At 74.7% G+C, this 25,034-nt stretch carries 24 protein-coding genes; 12 read left to right on the top strand and 12 right to left on the bottom strand.

Annotated elements, in window-relative coordinates; all coding sequences use genetic code 11:
* The first annotated feature begins 176 nt into the window (after positions 1-176).
* On the top strand, positions 177-1,103 hold the full coding sequence (locus AC0IVP_RS00930) for a hypothetical protein (protein ID WP_471753925.1): 927 nt from the start codon (positions 177-179) through the stop codon (positions 1,101-1,103).
* Between the two features lie 91 nt (positions 1,104-1,194).
* On the opposite strand, the gene AC0IVP_RS00925 is transcribed toward AC0IVP_RS00930, so the two are convergent.
* Positions 1,195-2,115: a M56 family metallopeptidase gene (locus AC0IVP_RS00925; RefSeq protein ID WP_471753923.1), complete on the bottom strand. Its 921-nt coding sequence runs from the start codon at positions 2,113-2,115 to the stop codon at positions 1,195-1,197.
* Between the two features lie 10 nt (positions 2,116-2,125).
* Complete coding sequence (locus tag AC0IVP_RS00920) at positions 2,126-2,473, bottom strand: BlaI/MecI/CopY family transcriptional regulator (protein ID WP_056291221.1); 348 nt, start codon at positions 2,471-2,473, stop codon at positions 2,126-2,128.
* A 120-nt stretch (positions 2,474-2,593) separates the two neighbouring features.
* Here AC0IVP_RS00920 and AC0IVP_RS00915 point away from each other — a divergent pair, with 120 nt between their 5' ends.
* Genes AC0IVP_RS00915 through cydC form a run of 3 tightly spaced genes read left to right on the top strand, consistent with a single transcriptional unit; the run spans position 2,594 to position 8,628 of the window.
* Positions 2,594-4,153: a cytochrome ubiquinol oxidase subunit I gene (locus AC0IVP_RS00915; RefSeq protein WP_471753921.1), complete on the top strand. Its 1,560-nt coding sequence runs from the start codon at positions 2,594-2,596 to the stop codon at positions 4,151-4,153.
* A 12-nt stretch (positions 4,154-4,165) separates the two neighbouring features.
* On the top strand, positions 4,166-5,191 hold the full coding sequence (gene cydB, locus AC0IVP_RS00910; protein ID WP_471753919.1) for a cytochrome d ubiquinol oxidase subunit II: 1,026 nt from the start codon (positions 4,166-4,168) through the stop codon (positions 5,189-5,191).
* Complete coding sequence (gene cydC / locus AC0IVP_RS00905; protein WP_471753917.1) at positions 5,188-8,628, top strand: thiol reductant ABC exporter subunit CydC; 3,441 nt, start codon at positions 5,188-5,190, stop codon at positions 8,626-8,628. The genes cydB and cydC overlap by 4 nt, the downstream gene beginning before the upstream one ends.
* On the opposite strand, the gene AC0IVP_RS00900 is transcribed toward cydC, so the two are convergent.
* Positions 8,513-9,001 carry a hypothetical protein gene (locus AC0IVP_RS00900; protein WP_471753915.1) on the bottom strand — a complete coding sequence of 163 codons (489 nt, stop codon included), beginning with the start codon at positions 8,999-9,001 and terminating at the stop codon, positions 8,513-8,515. The two genes, cydC and AC0IVP_RS00900, sit on opposite strands and share 116 nt — an antisense overlap.
* Before the next feature lie 137 nt (positions 9,002-9,138).
* Between AC0IVP_RS00900 and AC0IVP_RS00895 the strand changes: the two genes are divergently transcribed.
* Both AC0IVP_RS00895 and AC0IVP_RS00890 read left to right on the top strand, forming a co-directional pair.
* Complete coding sequence (locus tag AC0IVP_RS00895) at positions 9,139-9,684, top strand: dihydrofolate reductase family protein (RefSeq protein ID WP_471753913.1); 546 nt, start codon at positions 9,139-9,141, stop codon at positions 9,682-9,684.
* A 7-nt stretch (positions 9,685-9,691) separates the two neighbouring features.
* On the top strand, positions 9,692-10,555 hold the full coding sequence (locus AC0IVP_RS00890) for an NAD-dependent epimerase/dehydratase family protein (protein WP_471753911.1): 864 nt from the start codon (positions 9,692-9,694) through the stop codon (positions 10,553-10,555).
* A 17-nt stretch (positions 10,556-10,572) separates the two neighbouring features.
* On the opposite strand, the gene AC0IVP_RS00885 is transcribed toward AC0IVP_RS00890, so the two are convergent.
* Together AC0IVP_RS00885 and AC0IVP_RS00880 are read right to left on the bottom strand one after the other, a co-directional pair.
* Entirely contained in the window at positions 10,573-11,229 is a 657-nt protein-coding gene (locus AC0IVP_RS00885; RefSeq protein ID WP_235564531.1) for a hypothetical protein, read from the bottom strand.
* Between the two features lie 36 nt (positions 11,230-11,265).
* Complete coding sequence (locus AC0IVP_RS00880; protein WP_056291229.1) at positions 11,266-11,532, bottom strand: helix-turn-helix transcriptional regulator; 267 nt, start codon at positions 11,530-11,532, stop codon at positions 11,266-11,268.
* 59 nt (positions 11,533-11,591) lie between these two features.
* Between AC0IVP_RS00880 and map the strand changes: the two genes are divergently transcribed.
* On the top strand, positions 11,592-12,368 hold the full coding sequence (gene map / locus AC0IVP_RS00875) for a type I methionyl aminopeptidase (protein WP_471753909.1): 777 nt from the start codon (positions 11,592-11,594) through the stop codon (positions 12,366-12,368).
* A gap of 26 nt (positions 12,369-12,394) precedes the next feature.
* Positions 12,395-12,631: a hypothetical protein gene (locus AC0IVP_RS00870; RefSeq protein ID WP_056291233.1), complete on the top strand. Its 237-nt coding sequence runs from the start codon at positions 12,395-12,397 to the stop codon at positions 12,629-12,631.
* Between the two features lies 1 nt (position 12,632).
* On the opposite strand, the gene AC0IVP_RS00865 is transcribed toward AC0IVP_RS00870, so the two are convergent.
* The 4 genes from AC0IVP_RS00865 to eat form a co-directional block, all read right to left on the bottom strand.
* Positions 12,633-13,169: a hypothetical protein gene (locus tag AC0IVP_RS00865; RefSeq protein ID WP_471753907.1), complete on the bottom strand. Its 537-nt coding sequence runs from the start codon at positions 13,167-13,169 to the stop codon at positions 12,633-12,635.
* 18 nt (positions 13,170-13,187) lie between these two features.
* On the bottom strand, positions 13,188-13,946 hold the full coding sequence (gene eutC, locus AC0IVP_RS00860; protein ID WP_471753905.1) for an ethanolamine ammonia-lyase subunit EutC: 759 nt from the start codon (positions 13,944-13,946) through the stop codon (positions 13,188-13,190).
* A gap of 85 nt (positions 13,947-14,031) precedes the next feature.
* Entirely contained in the window at positions 14,032-15,444 is a 1,413-nt protein-coding gene (locus AC0IVP_RS00855) for an ethanolamine ammonia-lyase subunit EutB (RefSeq protein ID WP_471753903.1), read from the bottom strand.
* Positions 15,441-16,865, bottom strand: a complete 1,425-nt coding sequence (gene eat, locus AC0IVP_RS00850; protein ID WP_056292422.1) for an ethanolamine permease — start codon at positions 16,863-16,865, stop codon at positions 15,441-15,443. Before eat ends, AC0IVP_RS00855 begins: the two co-directional genes overlap by 4 nt.
* A 185-nt stretch (positions 16,866-17,050) precedes the next feature.
* On the opposite strand from eat, the gene AC0IVP_RS00845 reads away from it, so the two are divergent.
* Entirely contained in the window at positions 17,051-17,605 is a 555-nt protein-coding gene (locus AC0IVP_RS00845; protein WP_471753901.1) for an RNA polymerase sigma factor, read from the top strand.
* On the top strand, positions 17,602-18,762 hold the full coding sequence (locus tag AC0IVP_RS00840) for a hypothetical protein (RefSeq protein WP_471753899.1): 1,161 nt from the start codon (positions 17,602-17,604) through the stop codon (positions 18,760-18,762). The genes AC0IVP_RS00845 and AC0IVP_RS00840 overlap by 4 nt, the downstream gene beginning before the upstream one ends.
* Positions 18,763-18,773: 11 nt before the next feature.
* Here the strand turns inward: AC0IVP_RS00840 and AC0IVP_RS00835 are convergent, their stop codons facing one another.
* Positions 18,774-19,868: a carboxylate-amine ligase gene (locus AC0IVP_RS00835; RefSeq protein ID WP_471753897.1), complete on the bottom strand. Its 1,095-nt coding sequence runs from the start codon at positions 19,866-19,868 to the stop codon at positions 18,774-18,776.
* A gap of 66 nt (positions 19,869-19,934) precedes the next feature.
* On the opposite strand from AC0IVP_RS00835, the gene AC0IVP_RS00830 reads away from it, so the two are divergent.
* Entirely contained in the window at positions 19,935-21,200 is a 1,266-nt protein-coding gene (locus AC0IVP_RS00830; RefSeq protein WP_471753895.1) for a M18 family aminopeptidase, read from the top strand.
* Here AC0IVP_RS00830 and AC0IVP_RS00825 read toward each other — a convergent pair.
* Both AC0IVP_RS00825 and uvrA read right to left on the bottom strand, forming a co-directional pair.
* A complete protein-coding gene (locus AC0IVP_RS00825; protein WP_471753893.1) occupies positions 21,138-21,848 on the bottom strand; it encodes a maleylpyruvate isomerase family mycothiol-dependent enzyme in 711 nt (236 codons plus the stop codon). The two genes, AC0IVP_RS00830 and AC0IVP_RS00825, sit on opposite strands and share 63 nt — an antisense overlap.
* Positions 21,849-21,914: 66 nt before the next feature.
* On the bottom strand, positions 21,915-24,335 hold the full coding sequence (gene uvrA / locus AC0IVP_RS00820) for an excinuclease ABC subunit UvrA (protein ID WP_471753891.1): 2,421 nt from the start codon (positions 24,333-24,335) through the stop codon (positions 21,915-21,917).
* A gap of 232 nt (positions 24,336-24,567) precedes the next feature.
* On the opposite strand from uvrA, the gene AC0IVP_RS00815 reads away from it, so the two are divergent.
* Positions 24,568-25,008, top strand: a complete 441-nt coding sequence (locus tag AC0IVP_RS00815) for a hypothetical protein (protein WP_471753889.1) — start codon at positions 24,568-24,570, stop codon at positions 25,006-25,008.
* Positions 25,009-25,034: the final 26 nt, after the last annotated feature.

Below are 25,034 nucleotides of genomic sequence, written 5' to 3'. Positions count from 1 at the left end.
CCCACCCTCCCTCCCTCCCTCCCCCCTCCCTCCGCCCAGCCGGCGGTGATCAGGGGGTTGTTGCCGTTCGACACCCCGCGAGCCGGCGTGTCGCTGACCAGGAGCCCATGATCAGCGGCGGGATGGCCTGGGCGGACAGGTGTCCACAGGGCGGGTGGGTGTCCACAGATGTGGTCGTGGCTCGTCGGCCGGCCTCGCTGGGCATCAGGTTGCTGGGCGTGGAACTCCTACCGGGCACCTACACGTGGGCGGGGGCCCGCGCCTCGGGCATGACGCGGCGGCAGATCGAGCGGGACGGCGTGCGGCTGGGGCGGGGTGTCTACCTGTCCCGCGCCGAGCCCGATGACCTGCCCACCCGTTGCCGGGCCTGGCTGCCGGTCCTGCCGGACGGGGCGGCGTTCGGGTTGCAGACGGCGGCAGCACTGCTCGGCGCCTTCGTGGACCCGCCGGCCGTGCCGCAGGCGGTGGTCCCGCCCGACCGACTGCTCCCGCACCGCAGCGGCCTCGTCGCCCTCCACCGGGACCTCCGGCCCGAGGACGTCGTCCAGGTCTACGGACTGCCGGTGACCGACTCAGCGCAGACGTTCCTCGACCTGGCGCGGAGCACCAGGCCCGACGAGCTCGTCGCCGTCGGGGACGCCCTGCTCCGCCTGGGCCACCTGACCCCCGAGGGGCTGCTCGCCCGACTGGAACGCGGTGCCGGACTCCGCGGCGTCGTCCGGGCACGGCGCTGCGCCCCGCGGCTGACCCCGCTGGCGCAGTCCCGTCCGGAGAGCCTGGTCCGCTGCTGGCTGCTCGACAGCCACCTGCCCGACCCCGAGCCGCAGCTGCCGGTGGTCAACCGCCGCGGCGTCGTCGTCACCCACGGCGACCTGGGCTGGGAGGAGTACCGCGTGCTCCTGGAGTACGAGGGCGGCGGCCACGCCACCGCCGAGAAGCTGGACACCGACGTCGACCGCCACTCGCTGGCCGCAGCCGACGGCTACCTGGTCCAACGCTTCGGCAGACGTCACCTGGCGAGGCCAGCGGTGCTCGTCGACCGGGTGGAAGGCGCCCTCCGCAGCCGCGGTTGGCGCCCACCCCCACCCCGCCACCTCCGCTGATCATGGGGTTGTTGCCACTCGACGCGCCCAGTCCGGCGGGTCCGCTGGCAACAACCCCATGATCACCGACAGCCGAAGCCAGGTGGGTGGGTCAGAGGAGGGCGGGGGCTAGGAGGAGGGCGGTCGGGACCAGCAGGAGGGCGACCGCGCTCGCCAGGGCGGTGGGCCGCCCCCACGCGGGGAGCTCTGCGGGCGGGTCCAGCAGCCTGGTCACGCGCTGGGCGAGCGGGCCGCCGTTGACGGCGAGGGCGCCGTGCGGGGCACCGCCCTCGGCGGCGGCGACGATCGCCTGGGCCAGGGTGCGGCGGGGCGCCGGAGAGGTGAGCTCGCGGAGGGCGACGTCGTCGGCACGCATCTCGACCAGGTCCCGGACGGCGTCGTGCGCCCGGTCGGCGGCGGGGAGCACCGGCAGCGCGGCGCGCCAGGCGACGAAGGGCAGCAGCAGCAGGTGGTGCCGCTCGCGCAGGTGGGCCCGCTCGTGGGCGACGACGGCGGCCAGCTGGTCGGCGTCGAGCTCGGAGACCATGCCGGAGGACAGCACCAGCAGCGGGCGGGCGCCGGGGATGCAGAACGCGGCGGGCACCGGGGAGTCCAGCACCCGGGCCTCGACGTCGGTGGCCGGGCCGACCAGCAGCTCCAGCAGCTCGCGGTGCCGGGCGCGGGTGCGGGCGGTGCACACCAGCGACAGCAGCAGCACACCCAGCAGCTCCAGGGCCAGGACGGCGGCGAGGGTCTGGGCGACCCAGTGGTCCCCGCGGACCATCTCCTCGGCGGGCCGTCGGCTGACCCAGTGCCACCAGGCCTCGGGCAGCGAGTGCCCCCACGGCGAGAGCCCGTGCACCAGCAGCGCGCCGATGATCGACAGCCCGCCGGCCAGGCCGACCGCCTGCCAGCAGACCAGCGCTGCGAGCGGGTCCTGCCGGGTCCACCGTGCGCGGGCCAGGGCCGCCGGGACCGGCCACGCCAGCAAGGCAGCGAGCACCCCGAGGCAGACGGCGGTCAGCGGCAGCACGGCGTGCGGCTCAGTCGCTGTCGGCGAGCAGGGCCCGGAGCATCGCGGCCTCCCCGGCGGTGGCCGAGCCGATGAAGCGGGCCAGCACGGCCTGCCGGTCGGCGGCCTGGCCGAGCACCTCGTGCATGAGCTCGGCGGCGTGCTCCTCGCGGGTGGCGACGGCGGCGAACCGGCGCGGCCGGGCGTCGTCGTGGCGGACGAAGCCCTTGGACTCCAGCCGGGTCAGCACGGTGTGCACGGTGGTCAGGGCCAGGCCCCGGTCGGCCAGCTCGTCGCGCAGCACGGTGGCCGCGACGGGGCCGTCGGCCGCCCACAGCCGGTCCATCACGGCCCGTTCCAACTCACCCAGTGACGCCATCGCTCCCCCTGCTCCGCTCTGTCTCGCGACTCACTTCTACAGATCGTAGAAAAGATGTTCTACCTGGCGTAGAAAGGAGTCGACCGATCGTACGACAGGCAGAGGGGCCACACGGTGGACGTGCTCGAGATCGCTCGCTGGCAGTTCGGCATCACGACCGTCTACCACTTCCTGATGGTCCCGCTGACCATCGGACTGGGGCTGCTGGTCGCCGTCATGCACACGATGTGGGTGCGCACCGGCAAGGCCGAGTGGCTGCGGATGACCCGCTTCTGGGGCCGCATCTACCTGATCAACTTCGTCCTGGGCGTGGCCACCGGGCTGGTCCAGGAGTTCCAGTTCGGGCTGGCCTGGAGCTCCTACTCGCGCTTCGTCGGCGACGTCTTCGGCTCGGTGCTGGCCCTGGAGGCGCTGCTGGCGTTCTTCCTGGAGTCCACGTTCCTGGGGCTGTGGATCTTCGGCTGGGGACGCATCCCCAAGAAGCTGCACCTGGCCTCGCTGTGGGCGGCGGTCGTCGGCTCGGTCATCAGCGCGTACTTCATCATCGCGGCCAACTCCTGGATGCAGCACCCGGTCGGCGCCGTGCTGGACACCTCCAGCGGCGAGCCCCGCGCCCGGCAGGTCGACTTCCTCGCCGTCCTGACCAACAACACCGCGCTGGCCGCCTTCAGCCACGCGATCGTCGCCTCGCTGATGGTCGCCGGCGGGCTGCTGGTGGGCATCGGCCTGTGGCACCTGCGCAAGCGGGCGCTGGCCGGCCGGTCGACCGAGGAGGTCGACCACCAGGTGTGGCGCCGCTCGGTGCGGGTCGGTGGCTACGTCTCGCTGGCCGCGTTCGCGCTCGTCGCCCTCACCGGCGACTGGCAGGGCAAGCTGATGTACCAGCAGCAGCCGCTGAAGATGAGCTCGGCCGAGGCGCTGTGCGAGACCGAGGCCCCGGCGTCCTTCTCGATCTTCGCCTTCAACAAGCTGGGCTCCAACGAGTGCGACGACGTGCACTCCTTCACCGTCCCCTACATCCTCAGCTTCCTGGCGCACAGCGACTTCTCCTCCCCCGTCCCCGGGGTGAACGACCTGCAGGAGCAGTACGCCGAGGCCTACGGCGCGACCTATCCTGACGACCCGAGCTTCGGTGACAAGGCCGGCGAGCCGATCGACTACACGCCGGTCCTGGCCGTCACCTACTGGGGTTTCCGGCTGATGATCGGCATGGGCGCGGTGTCCGCCGGCGTCGCGGCCTACGCCCTGTGGGCCACCCGCCGCGGCCGGGTCCCGACGTCGACGGTCGGCGTCTACGGCTCGCTGCTGGCCGTCGGTGCCCCGTTCGTCGGCAACGCCGCGGGCTGGATCTTCACCGAGATGGGCCGCCAGCCCTTCGTCGTCTACCCGAACCCCGACGTGCCCCGCGCCGACCAGGTGTACTTCTTCACCGCCCAGGCGGTCTCCCCCGGCATCTCCGCCGCCGAGGTGTGGACGTCGCTGATCAGCCTCGGCGTCCTCTACGGCGTGCTCGCGGTCATCGAGTTCGGCCTGATCGTCCGGTTCGCCCGGGCGGGCGTCACCGAGGGCGACACGACGCCGACCCCGGGCATCGGCGGCGGCAGCAACCACCGGGACGGCGACGAGCCACCACGTGCTGACGACGACGCCAGCGACGACGTCCTCCAGTTCGCGTACTGAGGAGCGAGAGACATGGACCTGCAGACCCTCTGGTTCGTCGCCGTCGCGGTGCTCTGGACCGGCTTCCTGCTGCTGGAGGGCTTCGACTTCGGCGTCGCCGCCCTGCTCCCGGTGCTGGGCCGCAAGCCCGCCGACCGGCACCTGATGCTGCGCACCATCGGCCCGCTGTGGGACGGCAACGAGGTGTGGCTGGTGACGGCGGTCGGGGCGACGTTCGCCGCCTTCCCCGGCTGGTACGCCACCTGGCTGCCGGCGATGTACCTGCCGTTCGTGCTGGTGCTGGTCGGGCTGATCGTGCGGGCGGTGGCCTTCGAGTGGCGGCACTCCAGCCACGACGAGCGCTGGGACGCCACCTGGACCCGGGTGATCACCGCCGGCTCGCTGATCGCCTCGGCCGGGCTGGGTGCCGCGCTGGGCGCCACGACGCTGGGCCTGCCGATCGGTGCGGACGGCGTCCGGGTGGGCGGGGCGTTCTCCGGCTGGTCGTGGCCGGCGCTGCTGGGCGCGGTCGCGGTGCTGGCCTGGTCCACGGTGCACGGGGCGGTGTTCCTGTCGCTGAAGACCGACGGCGAGCTGCGGCACCGGGCGCGGGCGTTCGCGCTGCGCCTCGTGCCGGTGGCCGCGCTGCCGGTGCTGGCCTGGGCCGCGCTGGTGTGGCTGCGCTCGGGCACGGTGGTGACGGCGGTGACGCTGCTGGTCGCCGCGGGCGCGGTCGTCGTCACCTGGGCGCGGCTGGCCGCGGGCCGCGAGGGCCAGGCGTTCACCGCGTGGGCGATGGTGCTGCTGGCCTCGATGGCCACGGTGTTCGGCTCGGCGTTCCCGGTGGTGCTGCCCTCGACCATCGACCCGGCGTTCGACGTGCTGGTCTCGACGGCCTCGGTCAGCGACTACACGCTGACGGTGATGACCTGGGTGGCGGCGTTCGGGCTGCCGGTGGTGCTGGGCTACCAGGCGTGGACCTACTGGGTGTTCCGCCAGCGCCTGGTGGCCGAGCCGGTCCACGAGGAGCCGGCGGACGAGGAGGAGGTGCCCGCGTGAGCCGGGGCCCGCTCGGTCCGCTGGACGGCGTCCCCGGGGTGCGCGGGGCGCTCGTCCGGGCGGCGGTGGCCGCGGTGCTGCAGACCGTGGGCCTGGTGCTGCTGTCGGTGGGCCTGGCCCACGCCGTCGCCCGCGTCGTGGACGGCGACGCCCCCTGGTCCGCGCTGGGCCTGGCCGCGATGGGTGCGGCGGTGCGGGCGGTCGCGGGGTCGGTCGGCGAGGTGCTGGCCGCCCGGGACGCCCGGCGCAGCGAGGACGCCCTGCGCACCGCCCTGCTGGACCGGCTGGCCTCCTCCCCCGCCGCCGTCGAGGCCGCGGGCGGGCCCGGCCCGGCGGCGGTGCTGGCCACCACCCGGCTGCACGACCTGGGCCCCTCGCTGGCGACCTACCTGCCGGCGCTGGCGCAGACCCTCGTCGTCCCGCCGGTGCTGCTGCTGGTGCTGGCCGGCACCGACCTGCTGTCCGCGGTGCTGGTCGCGGTGACCCTGCCGCTGGTGCCGGTGTTCATGGTGCTGGTCGGGAAGTACACCGCGGACCAGACGTCGGCCGCGGCCCGCGCGCTGGACCGGATCGCCGGCCACGTCGCCGAGCTGGTCCGGGGGCTGCCGGTGCTCACCGGGCTGGGCCGGGCCGCGGACCAGGCGGCGGCACTGTCCACCCTGGGCGCCCGGCACCGGAGCACCACGATGGCCACGCTGCGGCTGGCGTTCCTGTCCTCCCTGGTGCTCGAGCTGATCGCCACGCTGTCGGTCGCGCTGGTCGCGGTGACCGTGGGGCTGCGGCTGCTGGAGGGCCACCTGGCCCTCGCGGTCGGGCTGACCGCGCTGCTGCTCGCACCGGAGGCCTTCGCGCCGCTGCGCGCACTGGGCTCGGCCTTCCACGCCAACTCCGACGCCGGGTTGGCCGCAGCGGAGGCGCGGGCCGTGCTGGCCGTCCCGGCGGGGACCGACCGCAGCCGGGGGGACGACGGCGCGGCGCTCGTCCTCACCGTCCTGTCCGTCGCGTACCCCGGCCGCTCGGTGCCCGCGCTCCCCGCGACGGCGCTGACCGTGCGCCCCGGTGAGCTGGTGGCGCTGACCGGGCCGTCGGGGTCGGGCAAGTCGACGCTGCTGGCCGCGGTGGCCGGCGCGCTCCCGCCCGCGGCCGAGGTGACCGGCACGGTCACCGGCGTCCCCGCGGCGTTGGCCTACGCCCCGCAGCACCCGCACACCGTCGGCGACACGGTGGCCGAGGAGCTGCGCCGGCACGCCGGCATCGACCCGGCCGACCCGCTGGACGCGATCGTCGTCGAGGGCCTGGTCGTGGACGCGCTGGCCCGGGTCGGCGCCGGTGCGCTGGCCGGACGGCGCTGCACCACGCTGTCGCCGGGCGAGCTGCAGCGGGTCGCCGTCGCGCGGGCGCTGCTGCGGGTCGCCCGCGGGGCGTCGCTGCTGCTGCTCGACGAGCCGACCGCCCACCTGGACGACGCCGCCGCCGCCCTGGTGGCCGAGGCCCTGCAGTCGCTGCGCGGGGCCGTGACGGTCGTCGTCGTCACGCACGACCCGGCGCTGGCCGCGCTGGCCGACCGCACGGTGGCCCTGCCCGGGACCACGGCCCCGGTGGTCGCCCCCTCCACCCGCCCCGTGCCCGTCCCTGTCGCCGCCCCCGAGGCGGCCGCGACCGGCGAGCCGGGCACCGGGGCAGCGACCGAGGGCCTGACCTGGCCGCGCCGGTCGCTGGTCCGGGCCGTCGTCGCCGGCACGCTGACCGCGGGGTCCGGTGTCGCGCTGACCGGGCTGTCCGGCTGGCTGATCGTGCGGGCCTCCGAGCTGCCACCGGTGCTGACCCTGCTGACGATCATCGTGGGGGTGCGCGCGTTCGGGCTGAGCCGGGCGCTGCTGCGGTGGTGGGAGCGGATGACGGCGCACGACGCGGCCCTGCGGCTGGCCGAGTCCACCCGCGTCCGGGTGTGGCAGGCGCTGGCCCGGCAGGGCATCGCCGCCGAGCGGACGCCGGGCTCGGCGCTGGGCCGGGTGGTCGGTGACGTCGGCGCGCTGCAGGACCTGTCGGTGCGGGTGCTCACCCCGCCGCTGGTCGCCGGGGCCACCGTCCTGCTCACCGCCGGCGCGCTGGCGTTCCTGTCCCCCACCGCAGCGGCCGGGGTGCTCGGCGTGCTGGCACTGGTGGTCGCCGCCGTCGTCGCCCTGCACCGCCGGGTGGACGCCGGGCTGGCCCGGGACGAGGCCGCGCTGCGGGTCGCCACACTGCGGGAGACCGCGACGCTGCTCGACGGCATCGCGGACCTGCGGGTGCACGGCGTCGCCGCGGGCGCGGTGGCCGACGTGCGCGCGCTGGCCGGTCGGCAGGGCGTCGCCTCCGGGCTGGGCACCCGCGCCGGGGCGTGGAGCAGCGCGATCGTCACGCTGGGCACCGGGCTGGCCGCCGTCGTCGGCGCCGCGCTGGCGTGGACCGGTGGGCTCTCCGGCCCGGCGGTGGCCGTCGTCGCGCTGGCCCCGCTGGCGCTGGCCGAGCCGCTCACCGGCCTGGTCGGCTCGTTGCAGCGGCGGGGCGCCTGGGCCGACGCGCGCGGCCGGGTCGAGGCCGTGCTGGCCGCCCCGGTCGCCGCCGACCCGGTGCACCCGACGCCGGTGCCGAGGCCGGTGGCGACGCTGCGCACCACCGGCCTGGTCGCCGGCTGGCCCGGCGGCCCCGACGTGCTGCACGGCCTGGACCTCACCGCCGACCGGGACGGCTGGGTGGTGGTCCGCGGCCCCTCGGGCAGCGGCAAGTCCACGCTGCTGGCGGTGCTGCTGGCCGCGCTGCGACCGCGCGCCGGTGCCTGCTCCGTGGGAGGCGTCGACTCGACCCGGGTCACCGGGGACGACCTGCGGACGGCGTTCGCCTGGCTCCCGCAGGAGTCGCACGTGTTCGCCTCCTCGATCCGGGGGAACCTGGCGCTGGCCGGCCCGCGCGGGACGATCACCGACGAGGCCGCACACGCGGCCCTGGCCGCGGTCGGGCTCGGGCCGCTGGTCGCCGGCCTGCCCGAGGGCCTGGACACCCCGGTCGGCTCCGGCGGGACGGCGCTGTCCGGCGGCGAGCGCCGGCGGCTGGCCGCGGCGCGGGCCCTGCTGGCCGACCGGGACGTGGTCCTGCTGGACGAGCCGACCGCGCACCTGGACCCGCCGACGGCCCGGGCGCTGGTGGCCGACCTGCGCCGGGTGCTCGCCGGTCGGGTGGTGGTGTGCGTGACGCACGACGACGCGGTGGCCGCCGAGGGCGACACCGTGGTGGCCCTGGACGAGCGGTCGATGGCGCTGGGCGGTCGCCGAGCAGCGGACCTCAGCGGGTCCCGCGGTAGTGCACGACGGTGTTCGGGCCGCGGTGCCGCGCGGCGTCCAGGCAGAGCACGGCGCGCCGCTCGGCCTCGTGCGCGGTCATCCCGGTCTCCAGGGTGACCACCCCGGCGCAGGCGTGGATGCCGGTGACGGCCCCGGTGACGACACCGGCCAGCCGGGCGGCGAGCACGTCGGCGTCGGCCGGGGCACCGTCGGCGAGGACGGCGAACTCGGTGTGGTCCTCCCGGGCCAGCCAGTCGTCGCCGCGGAGCGCACCGGCCAGCAGCGCGGTGACGGTGGTGATGGCCGAACCGGCCAGCGGCCAGCCGGTGTCCCGGCGGAGCAGGCCGACGACGACGAGGGCACCGGGCCGGGTGCCGGCCTCGAGCAGCCGCGCGGTCAGGCGCGCGTGCAGCTCGGTCGGACCGGGCAGCAGGCCCGTGTCGAGGGTGGCGGGGACCGTCGTCGCGGTCTCCGTGAGGAGGGAGGCCATGCAGCGGTTGTCGGCTCGCGCCGCCTGGTCCTCGCGCCTGACCGTCCCGCCCACCCCCAACGGGGTGGGCGGGGCGGTCCTCCGGTGGCGGGCCCGGCGCCCCTGTGCCTGTCGGACCCTCCTGTCACAGTCCGGGCATGACCTTCACCGGACACGTGTTCCTGGGGCTCAGCGTCGACGGCTTCATCGCCCGCCCGGACGACGACCTGGGCTGGCTGGAGTCCCGGGGCGCCGAGGCCGGTGACGCCGGGTTCACCCCGTTCGTCGCCTCGGTCGACGCCCTGCTGATGGGCCGCGGCACGTACCGGGTCATCGCGCCGTCCGACGAGTGGCCCTACCAGGGCAGGCCGGTTCACGTGCTCAGCTCGACGCTGGCGGCGGATGCCGACCCGCGCGTCACCGTGCACCGCACCCTGGACGACGCAGTCGCCGCGCTGGAGGCCGCCGGGTACGGCCGGGTGTACCTGGACGGCGGCCGGCTGGTGCGCTCGATGCTGGCCCGCGGCCGGGTGCAGACCCTGACGCTGAGCCGGGTCCCGGTGCTGATCGGTGAGGGCCACACCCTCTTCGGTCCACTGCCCGGAGACGTCGACCTGGAGCACGTGGAGACCACGGTGCTGGGCGGCGGGATGGTGCAGACGACGTACCGGGTCCGGGAACAGGGGCCCGCGACCGGCGATTGAGACGGGCATGGACGTCTTCCTCACCGGTGGCACCGGACTCGTCGGCTCCTCCGTGCTCGCGGCCCTGCTGGCCGACGGGCACACCGTCCGGGCGCTGGCGCGCAGTGACTCCAGCGCCGCGGCCGTCGAGGCGGCCGGCGCGACGGCGGTGCGCGGCGACCTGACCGACACCGACCTGCTGGCCCGCGAGGCCGTGGCCGCCGAGGGAATCGTGCACACCGCCTCCCCCGGCGACGAGACCAGCGCCCGGGTCGACAGCGACCTGCTCGACGCCGTGCTGGGCGCCATCGCCGACAGCGGCAAGCCCTACGTGCACACCGGCGGGGTCTGGGTGCACGGCTCCGGCCAGGTCGACGAGGACACCCCGGTCGACGCCCCGGACCTCACCGCCTGGCGCGGGCCGCTGGACGAGCGCGTCGTCTCCGCCCGGGACGGCGTCCGCTCCGTGCTGGTCGAGCCGGGCATCGTCTACGCCGAGTCCGACGGCGGGGTCGCCGGGATCACCGCGATGCTGCTGTCGGGCCCCACCGACGAGGCGGGCGCGGTCCAGCTGCCCGGCAGCGGCGAGCAGCACTGGACCACGGTGCACGCCGCCGACCTGGGCCGCCTCTACGCCCTGACCCTCACCCACGCCCCTGCCGGCAGCCGCTACCTGGGTGTCTCCGGGCAGAACCCGACGGTCGCGGAGATCGCCGAGGCCGCCGGCGTGCGGGCCGTCGGCACCTCGCCGGAGTCCACCCTGGAGCGGCTGGGTGCCTTCGGTGGCGCGCTGCTGCTGGACCAGCAGGCCACCGGCGAGAAGGCCCGCCGCGAGCTGGGCTGGACGCCGGTCGAGCCGTCCCTGGTCGAGGTCGTCGCCGCGACCCGCTGAACCGGTCGGCCGGGACCTCAGGCGGCCGGCACGTCCACGGCGACCTCGGGGCCCAGTCGGGCGTCGACCAGCTCCAGCCGGTCGCCGGACCAGAAGCTGCCCGGGTCGTAGGAGTTCAGCGGCTGGTCGTCGGGCAGCAGGCCCATCGCGGTGTAGGTCGCGGCGACCAGCTCGGCGCAGAACACGGTCTCGGCCGACGTCCGGCGCTGGACCAGTCCGCTGGCCCAGCCCCGGGCCAGCCGGAACGTGGTGGGGAACGGCCGACCGTCCAGGCGGGCGATGGTGGTCATCACCGCGTCCTCCATCGCCGGGGTGACGCCGCCGTCATCGGCCGGGCCGACCAGCTGCCGCAGCCAGGCCCGCTGTCCGTAGCGCTGCCGCCAGACGGTGACGGCGTCCCGCAGGTCGTGCAGCTGCACACCGCGCTGGTGGGTCCCGGTCCAGGCGTCGGGCAGCGACTTGCCGAGCTCGGCGTGCCACAGCAGCGGCGGCATGTCGTCCAGGACGACGGCCATCCCGACGTGGTTGACCGGGGAGTTGGTCAGCGTCTGGATCGCCCGGTCGGCGACCGAGGCGCCGCGGAACAGCCACACGTCGCCGGTGCGGGTCAGGTCGACCGCGGCGTCCAGGGACAGCGGGACCGGGCGGGGTGGACGGCTCACCAGCGGGGACACGCCGCCACGCTAGGACACGGGGTCAGGCAACCGGCGTCAGGAGACCAGGGACGCCTGCACCGGGTGCCGGACCGCGGACCACAGCTCGTCGAGGGAGAGGCCCACGACGTCGGCGACGGCCGCGACCGTGGTGAAGGCCGGGGTGGCCACCCGCCCGGACTCGATCTTGCGCAGCGTCTCCGGTGACACCCCGGCGGCCAGCGCCGTCTCCAGCAGCGGGCGGTCGCCCCGGGCCCGGCGGAGGGCGGCGCCCATCCGGCGACCGCGCTCGATCTCGGCGGGGGTGAGCGGCAACCTGACCATGCACGGGATTCTAGTACCGGGATAGGCTGGCCGGGATAGTCGTCCCAGAAGGAGTCACGTTGATCGAGATCATGTCGCCCAGCCAGGTGGCCCGTGCCCGGGACACCGGCGCCCTGGTGGCCGACGTCCTGCAGGCCGCGCGCGAGCGCGCCACCGTGGGCACCAACCTGCTCGAGATCGACACCTGGGCCCAGGAGATGATCCTGGGCGCCGGGGCCACCTCCTGCTACGTCGACTACGCGCCGTCCTTCGGGCGTGGGCCGTTCGGCCACTACATCTGCACCTCGGTCAACGACGGTGTCCTGCACGGCCTGCCGCGCGACTACGCCCTGGCCGACGGCGACCTGCTCACCCTGGACCTGGCCGTCGTGCTGGGCGGGGTGGCCGCGGACTCCGCGATCAGCTTCCTGGTGGGTCAGTCCCGGCCGGCGGAGAGCGTGGCGCTGATCGAGGTCACCGAGCGCGCACTGGCCGCGGCGATCGACACCGCCGGCCCCGGCGTCCGGCTGGGCGACATCTCGGCCACGATCGGCTCGGTGCTCACCGGCGCCGGCTACCCGGTGAACACCGAGTTCGGCGGGCACGGCATCGGCTCGACCATGCACCAGGACCCGCACGTGCCCAACGCCGGCCGCGCCGGCAAGGGCCCCAAGCTGCGCCCGGGCCTGATGCTGGCGATCGAGCCGTGGGTCATGGTCGACACCGACGAGCTGGTCACCGACGAGGACGGCTGGACGCTGCGCAGCGCCACCGGCTGCCGGACGGCGCACAGCGAGCACACGATCGCCGTCACCGAGGACGGCGTCGAGGTCCTCACCCTGCCCTCGAAGCGCTGAGCCGACGCCCCGCTAGGTTGCCGGGCATGCGTCGGGACACGGTGGGGAAGCTGCTCGGGCTGGCCGGGATCGCCGGGGTCGCGGCGACCGGGGTGGTGCTGGCCCGCGACGAGCGGCAGCGGCGCGCCTACTCCCCGGAGGACGTGCGGTCCCGGCTGCACGCCCGCGCGGAGGCCGCCGCCGCGACGCCGGTCGTCGTCCCGGAGCCCGAGCCGGCCCCGGAGAACCGGGTCCAGCGGCTGGTGCGCCGGCTGCGCGGCTGACTCAGCCGGCCAGTTCCCGGGCGGTCGCGGCGGCGAAGGCCCAGTGCGGCGGCAGGTCCCACTCGCCGTCCCAGTCCTCCCACTGCTCGTCGGTGAGGTCCAGGCCGGTCTCCTCCTCGCGCAGCGTCGTCCCGCGGAGGTACCAGGCGGTGCTGGCGTACTCGCTCTCGCAGGTGGTCACCACGTGCACCACGACCCCGGGGTGGGCCACGGACAGCGCCCGCAGCACGACCGACGGCGGGGCGAACGCGGTCACGAGCCGGTAGACGAGCCGGTCGGACGCCCGGACGTCAAGGGTCGCGTCGGTCTCGGGGCGGGCGGTGCCCCACAGCTGCACCGCCCGCTCCCAGTCCCAGGCGTCGACGTCCATGCCGCTGGGCACGATCGCCTCCAGGGAGAACACGCTCCCGGGGGACGTCGTCCGCCGCAGCAACCCGCGTCGGTCGACGTCGGGCGCGGCGACCGCGGCCTCGACCCGGGCCAGCGCGCCCGGGTCGGGCGACCAGACCGTCACCGTGCTCACCGCGTTGTTCGCCACGTCGGGAAGCGTGCCAGCTCAGCCGGCGCCCGGCGGCAGCGCGATCCCCTCGTCCTTGAGCACGACCCCGGAGGCGCCCAGCTCCCGGCTGGCCTGCAGCAGCCCGACCAGGGTGTCCGCGGCCTGCGCGTAGCCCAGCCCGTGCGGCGGGCGGACGTTGGAGATGCAGTTCCGCTCGCTGTCGGCGCGGCCGGTGCGCGGGCCGAAGGTCAGGTACAGCCCCAGGCTGTCCGCCGAGGACAGGCCGGGCCGCTCCCCCACCAGAACGACGACCATCCGCGCACCGAGCGCCTCGCCGACCGGGTCGCCCAGGGCCACCCGGGCCTGGTGCGCGACGACGATCGGCGCGATCGACCAGCCGGGCAACCGCTCCAGCACGGCGGCGACGGTCCCGGCGGCGTGCTCCTCGACGGCCCGCGGGGACAGCCCGTCGGCCACCACGAGGGCGAGGTCGTGGTCGCCGGCGGGCAGCTCGGTGTCCTCGGCCAGCCGCCGGCCGAGGTCGGGGCGCTGCAGGTAGGTGGCCCGGTCGGGGGCGGCCGAGCGCACCTCCAGCACGTCGAGCCCGGTCTGCCGCAGGCCCGCCACGACGGAGGCGGCGTCCAGCGGTGAGTGGACGGCGTCCCGGGCGGCGGCGTGCGCGGCCTTGAACTCCAGCAGCCGCGCGGTGGGCAGGCCGTCCCCGGCGCGGCCGAGCGCGACCCGGGCCCGGGTGGCGTTGCGCAGCACGTCCCACGGGTCGGGGTCCCTGGGGTGCGAGGAGGGCACGACGTTCACCGGGTCCTCCGCAGCGGACGCAGGGTGCTGACCAGCAGCCGCCAGACCACGCGCCACTCTCCCGCCTGGTGCGGGTGCCGCCGGCTCACCGGGCGGCCGCCAGCAGCGCGCGGGCCTGCGGGGCGTCGGCGGTGAGCTCGCGGACCCGGCCGGCGCCGTCCACGAGGTCCATCCGCTGCAGCCACGCCTCGAACTCCGGCGCGGGCCGCAGGTCGAGCACCTGGCGGGCGGTGAGCACGTCCTGGAAGGACAGCGACTGGTAGTGCAGCATCACGTCGTCCGAGCCCGGGACGGCGATGACGAACGAGCAGCCCGCGGCCCCGAGCAGCAGGGTCAAGGTGTCGGTGTCGTCGCCGTCGACGTCGGTGTGGTTCGTGTAGCAGACGTCGACGCCCATCGGCAGGCCGAGCAGCTTGCCGCAGAAGTGGTCCTCCAGGCCGGCTCGGATGACCTGCTTGGCGTCGTACAGGTACTCCGGCCCGATGAACCCGACGACGGTGTTGACCAGCAGCGGGTCGTAGTGGCGGGCGACGCCGTAGGCCCGGCACTCCAGCGTCTGCTGGTCCACCGGCACCCCGCCCACGCCCAGGTGCGCACCGGCCGACAGCGCCGAGCCCTGCCCGGTCTCGAAGTAGCTGACGTTGGTCCCGACCGTGCCCCGCTTGAGCTCGCGGGCAGCGGTGACCGCCTCGTCGAGCAGCGCGAGGGTCACCCCGAAGCCCTCGTTGCCGCCCTGGGTGCCGGCGACGGACTGGAACACCAGGTCGACCGGCGCGCCCTGCTCGATGGCCCGCAGCGTCGTCGTCACGTGGGCGAGGACGCAGGACTGCGTGGGGATCTCGTACCGGGTGATGACGGCGTCGATGAGCTCGAGCAGCGCGATGGTCTGCGCCGGGGAGTCGGTCGCCGGGTTGATCCCGATGACGGCGTCCCCGCAGCCGTGCAGCAGCCCGTCCAGCAGCGAGGCGGTGACGCCGACCGCGTCGTCGGTGGGGTGGTTGGGCTGCAGCCGGGACGCCAACCGGCCGGGCAGCCCGATCGTGGAGCGCAGCCCGGTGACCACCCGGGCCCGCCGGCCGACGGCGATCAGGTCGGCGTTGCGCATCAACTTGGAGACGGCGGCGACCATCTCCGGGGTGAGACCGCGGGCCAGCCCGGTGATGGCCGCCTCGTCGCCCTCGGCCGCGCGGGCCAGCAGCCACTCCCGGAACCCGCCGACGGTCAGCGAGCGGACCGGCGCCAGGGCGTCGACGTCCAGGGTGTCCAGGACGAGGCGGGTGACGTCGTCCTCGTCGTAGCCGACGACCTGCTCGTCGAGGAACGTGGTGAGCGGCAGGTCGGCGAGCACCACCTGGGCGGCGACCCGTTCGGCCTCCGAGGAGGCCGCGCACCCGGCGAGGACGTCGCCGGAGCGCGCCGGCGTCGCCTTGGCCATGACCTCGACCAGGGACGGGAACTCGTGGGTGTGGCCCGACAGCGTCGTCCGGCGCGCGGTCATCGGACGTCGTCCGCGGCGGCGGCGAGTGCCTCGAACTCCTCCTCGGGGGCCGAGGCGACCAGGTGGTGCCGGCTGTAGAGGGCGAAGTAGGCCAGGAAGGCGAGCAGCGCGAGCAGGGTGAGCCCGGCGGCGAGCGGGTCGACCAGGAAGGTGGCCAGCACGGCGAGGACGGCGAGCACCAGCGCGATGCCGGTGGTGACGGTGCCGCCGGGGGTCCGGTAGGGCCGCTCGAGGTCGGGCTCGCGGCGGCGCAGCACGATGTGGCTGACCATCATCAAGACGTAGGACACCGCCGCCCCGAAGACCGCCATGTTGAGCAGCACGGCGCCCTGGCCGGTGAGGGTGAGCAGGAAGCCGATGACGCCGGGGACGATCAGCGCGAGCACCGGGGCCTTGCGGCTGTTGGTCACCGACAGCGAGCGCGGCAGGTAGCCGGCGCGGGAGAGGGCGAAGGTCTGCCGGCTGTAGGCGTAGACGATGGAGAAGAAGCTGGCGACCAGGCCGACGAGGCCCATGTAGTTCACGACGGTCTGCAGGGTGCCGGGGGCGAGCCCGTCGACCGGTGGGTTGGCGGAGGTGGAGATGACCTGCGCACCGCCGGCGCCGGTGGTGAAGACCAGCATCAGGACGGCGAGGGTGGCCAGCACCGCCATGGCCGCGACGATGCCCTTGGGCATGGACCGGGCCGGGTCCTTGGCCTCCTCGCTGGCCAGCGGCACGCACTCGACGGCGAGGAAGAACCAGATCGCGAAGGGGAACGCGGCCCAGACGCCGAGGATGCCGAAGGGCAGCCACTCGGAGGCGCCGGCGGCGTCGGTGGGGGCGATGTCGGTGAGGTTGGCGGCGTCGAAGGCGGGGATCGCGCCGAGCAGGAAGAGCACCAGGCCGACGACGGCGACCGCGGCGATGGCCATCATCACCTTGAGCGCCTCGCCGACGCCCATCAGGTGGATGCCGATGAACAGGGCGTAGACGGCCAGGTAGACCCACCAGCCGTCGGTGATGCCGAACAGCCCGAGGGACTCCACGTAGCCGCCGATGAAGGTGGCGATGGCGGCCGGGGCGATGGCGTACTCGATGAGGACGGCGATGCCGGTGGCGTAGCCGCCCCACGGGCCCAGCGCGCGGCGGGCGAAGGTGTAGCCGCCGCCCGCGGTCGGCAGCGCGGCGCCGAGCTCGGCCAGGCCGAACACCATCGCGGTGTACATGACCCCCATCAGGACGACGGCGATCAGCAGCCCGCCGAACCCGCCCTCGGCCAGGCCGAAGTTCCAGCCGGCGTAGTCCCCGGAGATGACGGCGGCGACGCCGAGGCCGGCCAGCAGCACCCACCCGGCGGTGCCGGTGCGCAGCTGTCGTTTCGCCAGGTACTCGCTGGTCCCGGTGGTGGTGCTGGGCGGGGCGGTGGGTTCAGCGGTCACGTCGGGCCTCCGGGACGCCGGCCCCCTCGGACCGGATGCGGCTCACCTTGGACCGCCGACGTCACAGGGGCAATGCCCCGGTGTTACGGACTCCGGAGCGGGCGCGCGACGCCGTCCCGTCGAGGTGTGTAACCGTTCCGCGGGAGCCGGACACTCCTCGGGTGTGAGCACGCTGAGAGGTCTCCGTGGCTGAGTCCGGCGACGCGCGGTTCGACCGCCTGTGGGCCGACCACGCGGCAGCCGTCGTCCGCTACGCCCGGTCCCGTGTCCTGCCCGACGACGTCGAGGACGTCGTGGCCGACACCTTCACCGTCGCGTGGCGGCGGCTGGAGGAGGTGCCCGACTTCGGGCTCCCGTGGCTGTTGGGGGTGGCGCGCGGTGTGGCGGCCAACGCCCGCCGGACCCGTCGGCGTCAGGGCGCGCTGTCCGAGCGGCTGCTCGCGTTGGCCGACGGCGCCCATGGTGGCGACGTCGCAGACGACGTCTGGCCGCTGCTGGACACCGACAGCGCCACCTTCGCCGCGTTGCGCGCCCTGTCCGATGCCGACCGCGAGCTGCTCACGCTGCTCGCCTGGAACGGCCTCACCCCCGAGGAGGCGGCGGAGGCCCTGGGTTGCTCCCGCGGGGCACTGCGGGTGCGACTGCACCGGGCCCGCCGCCGCTTCACCCAGCTCGTCGACGTGGCAGGCGAGATCGACTTCGACCGGACCCCGGCCCCGCACCGTGGAGGCACCCCGTGACCGACCCCCTCATCGACCGGCTGGCCCAGCACGCACCCGCCGACCTGGACACCGCCGAGCTGAGCGCACTCCTGACCCGGGCACGGGCCCGGGTCGACGCCGGACGCACAGCCGCTTCCCGGTCCGGGGCGCGACGGCTGCGCCCCCGCACCCGACTGGCCCTGGTCGCGGCTGCGGCGGCCGTGCTGACGGCGGTCCCCATCGTGGTGGACGTCGTGGGCCAGGACGAGGACGGCACCGCGCCACCCGGCCTGTCCCTGGCGGTCGCGGTCGCGCAGAACGGCGAGTTCGCCTGCGCGAACGGCTTCGCCACCGCCGTCGACCCGGCGCAGGCTGAGGTCCGCCTGCTGCCGGACGAGCTGCCACCCGGTTGGGAGTACAGCGAGATCTTCGTCCGGCACGAGAGGTCACAGAACTGCGACGTCCCGTCCTTGGTGGCGCTGCAGCTCGACTCCACTGGCGTGGTGACCGGTCGGCTCGCGATCCGAGGTCCGGTGGAGGCCTACGTGAACGCACCGGTGGTCGATCGGGACTCGGTCCCCGACACCGTCTTCGGCGCGTCGGCCCGCCGTTTCGACTACGCCGTCGACCCTGCCGGCCCGATCGACGCCGAGATCCACCGGTGGTTGTGGACCGACTCCAGCGGTCGGCAGTGGACCGCTGAGGTCGTCGGTCTCGGACTGGAGGAGGCGCGCCGCCAACTGGACGGTGTCACGGTCGATGGACCGGACGTCACCTGGCAGGCGGTCGATTCCGCCTGGTCGCTGATCCACCTCCGCACCGGCGACCCGTACGTGCTCCCGACCGGTGGGACCAGCTGGACCGTCGGCGCTGACGGCGGGCTCGGGGGTCGTGGGTTCGACGTCCACAGCAACCCCGAGCCGCACGTGCCCACGGCCGCGTCCGCCTGGGTCGACGACCGGCTGACCGAGCTGGACGGACGGCCGGCTGTGGTCAGCCCGGTCCGCGGCAGCGAGGCCGAGGGCGGGCCTCCGGGCTCCCCTGGGTACATCACCCTCGCGGTGGACGTCGAACCCGGCGTCACGGCCATCAGCCGATTCGTCCCCGGCGACCTGGCTTCGGTGGAGGCCATGCTGGGCTCGCTGCGCCAGGTGCCGCCGGACGACCCACGGATCGAGGCGTACGGGGAGGAGTAGCCGGGCCCGCCTCAGACGGCGGTGCGCCCCACCCGCAGCAGGTCCCGGACGACGGCGCCGGGGTCGCCGTCCTCGGCGAGGACCCGCCGCTGGCGGGCGGCCGACGTCCCGCGGGCGAGGAGCTGCTCGGCCAGCGCGGTGACCTCGGCCAGCTCGCCGCGGCTGTCCAGGTCCTCGCGCAGCTCGGCGAGCAGTGCCCGGACGGCGTCCGCGGCGTGCACGCGGGTGCCGGTGAGCGGGTCGACGAGCTGACCGCCGAGGCCGTGCCGGGCGGCGTGCCAGCGTCCCGCGCGCAGCAGCTCGGGCCGGACGACCGGTGCCGGGGTGTCCAGCCGGCCGGCCAGGGTGCTGACCAGGGAGCGGCACAGCGCGGCGTGCAGGACGGCGTCGTCGGGGTCGGTGCAGACGTCGCCCATCCGGAACTCGACGGTGGGCACGTGGGTGGAGGGACGCAGGTCCCAGTAGACCTGCGAGCCGTCGGGGACCATGCCGGTGCCGACGAGGGAGGCGATGACGGCGCGGTAGCCGTCGGCGTCCCCCATCGGCTCGGGCGGGCCGGACACCGGCCAGCGGGACCACCAGACGGTGCGCCAGGACTCGTGGCCGGTGTCGGCGCCGGTGTGGAACGGCGAGCTGCCGGTCATCGCCAGCAGCAGCGGGAGATACGGGCGGGCCCGGTCCATGACGCCGACGGCGACGTCGAGGGAGTCGACGCCGACGTGCACGTGGGTGCCGCAGATGTCTTGGCCGATCGCGAGGCCGGCCCAGCGCTGGACCATCGCGCGGTAGCGGGGGGCGTCGGTGAGGACGAGGTCGCTGACGGCGGCCGTGGGGTGGGTGCTGGCGGCGAGGACGGTGAGCCCGTCGGTCTGCGCGGCGGCGACGGCCTCCAGGCGGGTGGCGACCAGGGCGGCGCGGACCTCGTCGAGGGTGCGGCAGACGCCGGTCGCCGTCTCCAGCTGGGTCGTGGAGATCTCGGGCTGGACGTGCGGGCCGGCCTCGCCGCGGACGGCGGCGTCGGCGACGGCGGAACTGGCGGCCAGCGCGCCGGTGGTGGGGTCGACGAGGTGGAACTCCTCCTCGACGCCCAGGGTGGAACCGGTCATGCGGGGACTCCAGGTGATCGTGCAGGGCGCGGCGGGGAACGGTACGGGGTGCGCGAGACTGGTGACGTGGACCTCTCCCTCGGTGACGACCTCCGCGCGTTCGTCGACGCCTCGCCCTCCCCCGGCCACGCGGCCGCCGAGATCGCCCGCCGGCTGACCGCGGGCGGGTTCCGGGAGCTGGCCGAGACCGACCTGTGGGAGCTGTCGCCCGGGGAAGCGGTGTTCACCGTGCGCGGGGCGAGCGTGGTGGCCGTGCGGGTGGGCACCGAGCCCACGGCGGAGGCCGGGCTGCGGATCATCGGCGCGCACACCGACTCCCCCACGTTCAAGGTGCGCCCGCGGTGGGACGTGCGGCAGGCCGGCTACCGACTGGTCGGCGTGGAGCCCTACGGCGGCGGCCTGTGGCACACCTGGCTGGACCGCGACCTCACCGTCGCCGGCCGGCTGGCGCTGCGCGGTGGGACGACGACGCTGGTCACGCTCCCCGGCGCACCGCTGCGGCTGCCCTCGCTGGCGATCCACCTGGACCGCTCGGTGCGGGAGGGCCTGACCCTCGACCCGCAGCGCCACCTGCAGCCGGTCTGGGGCGCCGACCTGGGCACCGAGCCCGGCCTGCTGGAGGCCCTGTCGGCTGCCGCCGGCGTCTCGGCCGGGGACGTCGTCGGCCACGACCTGGTGCTCGCCGACACCCAGCCCGCGGCCCGCGCCGGGGCAGACGGCTCGTGGATCGCCGCGCCCCGGCTGGACGACCTGGCCTGCTGCCACTCGGGGCTGCTGGCGCTGCTGGGCGTTTCCGCGGAAACGCGTCACACCCAGGTGCTGGTCTGCAACGACCACGAGGAGGTCGGCTCCGGCTCGGCGTCCGGTGCGCGCGGCTCGTTCCTGGAGGACGTGATCGGCCGGCTGGCCGGACCGGAGCCGCAGGCGTTCGCCCGGACCATCGCGGCGTCCAAGTTGGTCAGTGCGGACATGGCGCACGCGGTGCACCCGACCCGCTCGGAGCGGCACGAGCCCTCGCACCAGCCGGTGCTGGGTGGTGGGCCGGTGCTCAAGCTGAACGCGAACCAGGCCTACGCGACGGATGCGGTGTCGGGTGGGTGGTTCACCGAGCGGTGCGAGGCGGCCGGGGTGCCGGTGCAGCACTTCGTCACCCGCGCCGACCTGCCCTGCGGCTCCACGATCGGACCCCTGACGGCCACGCGGCTGGGGCTGTCGACGGTGGACGTGGGCGCTCCGCAGCTGGCCATGCACTCCGTACGGGAACTGGCCTCAGCCGAGGACGTCCCGCTGATGGTCCAGACCTTCCGCAGCTGCCTGGGGACGACCGGCTGACCCAGTGACGGATCGACTCGCGGCTGCGAGCACGCTGACCCCGGGTCCGCGCAGGTCGTCCAGCGAGACCCGCCGCGCGCAGGCCACCAGCAGCAGCGTCAACACCGGGCCCTGCACCTCCGGCCCGCCGCCCACCGCTACGTCGGCATCCGTCGCGCGCAGGCGGACGGCCGCCACCAGGTCCTTCGCGCCGCCGAGCGAGGCCGGGGTGCGGGCCTGCAGGAGGAGGGCCCGGGTGAGGACCTCTGACGGATGGGTGCGGGAGAGGCCGAGGGGTTGCCGGATGTCCTCCCCGTGGACGACCTCCTCCACCAGCCGACTGTCCAACGGAGCCGGCGGGGTCGACCGCCGTGACGCGACCTGGCGCAACCGGTCGAGCGTCTGCTGCGGCGTGGCGCCGCGCTCGCGCTGCACGCCGCGGGCGTTGAGCCGGTCGAAGTCGAAGCGCGATCGGACGAGACCGCCCACGAACCCGAGCCGGGTCGTCCGGGCCGAGTCGATCAGATGGGCGACGACGTCGTGCACCGTCCAGCCCTCGCAGAGGGAAGGCTCGTCCCACCGTGCCGGGTCGACCTCGGCGAGGTCGGCGATCAGCGCGGCACGCTCGGCGTGCACCAGCGGCCAGACGTCGTCCACGGTCTCCTCCATCGGTCAGCAGGCGTCGATGACGGTGAGACCCGTACGGGCCGGGGAACTCATCGGTGGACTGGTCGGTCAGCCCGATGTCGGCAGACGCGGAGTGAGGAACCGGGCGGTCGGGCTCCCCGCAGCGGCCACCTGGTCCGGTGCCCCGCGGGCGACGACGCGGCCGCCGGCGTCGCCACCACCCGGCCCCATGTCCACCACCCAGTCCGCCTGGGCGACGACGTCCATGTCGTGCTCGACCAGCACCACCGTGTTGCCGGCCACCACGAGCGACTGCAGCTGCCGCATCAGCACCTCGACGTCAGCCGGGTGCAGCCCCGACGTCGGCTCGTCCAGCAGGTAGAGCGTGTGCCCGCGCCGGGCGCGCTGCAGCTCACTCGCCAGCTTCACCCGCTGCGCCTCCCCACCGGACAGCTCGGTCGCCGACTGGCCCAGCCGGAGGTAGCCCAGCCCCACCTCGGCCAGCGCGGCCAGGCTGCGGGCGGCCGCGGGCACATCGGCGAAGAACCCCTGCGCGGCCTCGACGGTCAGGTCGAGCACCTCGGCGATGGTCTGGCCCTCCAGCGTGACCTCGAGCGTCTCGGCGTTGTACCGGGCTCCCCCGCACGTCGGGCAGGGCGCGTAGGTGCCGGGGAGGAACAGCAGCTCGACGGTCACCGCGCCCTCCCCCTGGCACGTCGGGCAGCGGCCCTCGACGACGTTGAAGGAGAACCGGCCCGCTGACCAGCCCCGCGCCCGGGCCTCGGCGGTGCCCGCGAACAGCTTGCGGACGACGTCGAACAGTCCGGTGTAGGTCGCCAGGTTCGACCTCGGCGTCCGGCCGATCGGCTTCTGGTCCACCCGCACCAGCCGGTCGATCTGCTCCAGCCCTCGCGCCTCGACACCCCCGATGTCGAGCACCTCGTGCTCCTCGTCGTCCGACGGGGTGCCGAGGTGCTGGGCCACCACGTCGGCGAGCACCTGGCTCACCAGCGTCGACTTCCCCGACCCGGATACCCCGGTCACCGCGGTGAGCACGCCCAGCGGCAGCACCAGCTCGACCTCGCGCAGGTTGTGCCGGGTGATCCCCCTCAGCACCAGCTCGCCCGAGGACGAGCGCCGGACCCGGGAGACCTGCGGCCGGTCTACCAGGAACGGTCGCGTCACCGACTCCGCCACGTCGGCCAGGCCGGCGACCGGGCCGCTGTAGAGCACCCGCCCGCCGTGCACCCCGGCCGCGGGGCCGACGTCGACGATCCAGTCCGCCCGGCGGGCTATCGCCATGTCGTGCTCGATGACGAAGAGCGAGTTGCCCGCCGCGGTCAGCTGGTCCAGCACGGTGAGCAGCTGCTCGGTGTCCGCCGGGTGCAGACCCGCCGACGGCTCGTCCAGCACGTAGACCACGCCGAACAGCCCCGAGCGCAGCTGGGTGGCGATCCGCAGCCGCTGCAGCTCCCCCGGCGACAGCGTGGGCGTCGTCCGGTCCAGCGCCAGGTAGCCCAGGCCCAGGTCGATCAGCACCGCCATCCGGGCCACCAGGTCCGCGACGATGCCCTGCCCCACCTCATGCAGCTCCGCCGACTCCAGCACCGGGGTCAGCTCGGTCATCGGCAGCGCGGTCAGCTCGGCGATGCTCCGCCCCGCCACGGTGACGGCGAGGGAGTCCGGCCGCAGCCGGCCGCCACCGCACACCGGGCACGGCCGCGTCGTCACGTACTGCATCACCCGGCGGCGCAGCGTCGGGCTCTTCGTCGCCGCCAGCGTGTGCATCACGTAGGCCCGGGCGCCCTGGTAGCGGCCGACGTAGTCGCGCTGGATCTGACCCGGCCCGCGCACCGGGTGCACGGTGACCTCGGGCTGCTCGTCGGTGAACAGGATCCAGTCCCGCTCCTGCGCGGGGATGTCCCGCCACGGCCGGTCGATGTCGTGGCCCAGCTCGGTGAGGATGTCGCGCAGGTTCTTGCCGTGCCAGGCACCGGGCCAGGCCGCGACCGCGCCGTCCCGGATGCTCAGCGACGGATCGGGCACCAGCGTCTGCTCGGTGACCTCGTGCACCGAGCCCAGCCCCGAGCACTCCGGGCACGCACCGGCCGCGGTGTTCGGGGAGAACGCGTCGGAGTCCAGCCGCCCGGCACCGGCCGGGTAGGTGCCCGCCCGGGACAGCAGCATCCGCAGCGAGTTCGACAGCGTCGTCACCGTGCCCACCGTCGAGCGGCTGCTCGGCGTCCCTCGGCTCTGCTGCAGCGCCACCGCCGGCGGTAGGCCGGTGATCTCCTCGACCGCCGGGGCACCCACCTGCTGGATCAGCCGCCGCGCGTAGGGCGCCACCGACTCGAAGTACCGGCGCTGCGCCTCCGCGTAGATCGTGCCGAACGCCAGCGAGGACTTCCCCGACCCCGACACCCCGGTGAACACGACCAGCGAGTCCCGCGGGACGGCGACGTCCACGTCGCGCAGGTTGTGCTCCCGGGCCCCGCGCACCCGGACGAAGGGGTCACGGTCGTCGGTCACCGACCCAGGCTGCCGCAACACGATGAAGGGCTCGCGCCTGGGGTACGCGCCCAGCTGAGCGGCCTGAACAGTCGTGTTGCTTCAACTCCCTGCGGGCCAAGAGCCAGACGCTGGTCGTCTCAACCGGGACCGCGGCGATCGCTCCGCCGAAGGGAGCCAGCACCTCGCTCGATATGGCTACACGCTGTTGTAAAGCAGTTGAGCCTGCGGTCCCGACGTCGATGGTCTCCGCATGGAACATGCCGACTTCTACGCTGTCATTGCCACACTGTCGCCAGTCCTTCTGGCGGCTGGCCTCTTCGCCTTTCGAAAGAAGCTAGAAGGCGGATCAGTGGGGACGAGCGCCTGGATCCTCGTCTTGTCGGTGTTTCCCGGCGTCGTGAACCTCGTTGTCTCTGTGGCTGTCCTGGGAGAGGTCCTGGGTCTGTTCCGGGACACGGATGGTCTGAGGACCCTTCTTGGCATGCTCTTGCTGGTGCAGCTAGTGGTGGCATCTGCCGGGTTCCTCGTGCAAGCGGTCGGTGATGACATCGCACATCGCGACTTGACCGTTCGCCGCGCGGCCGCGGCAGCGCCTGGAGGCGAGCCGCCCCAGCCCGACGTCCAACTCGCTGAGCCTGCGACTAGCAGCCCGATGGACATCACGGACAGGCCCGCACCTCGGCTCTCATAGCGGAAGGACGCCTCAGGTACCCGCCA

It is taken from the genome of Klenkia sp. AC732 (genome assembly GCF_979256525.1).
The sequence above is the reverse complement of the archived record's forward strand: the minus strand, read 5'-3'. Positions and strand labels throughout refer to the sequence as shown.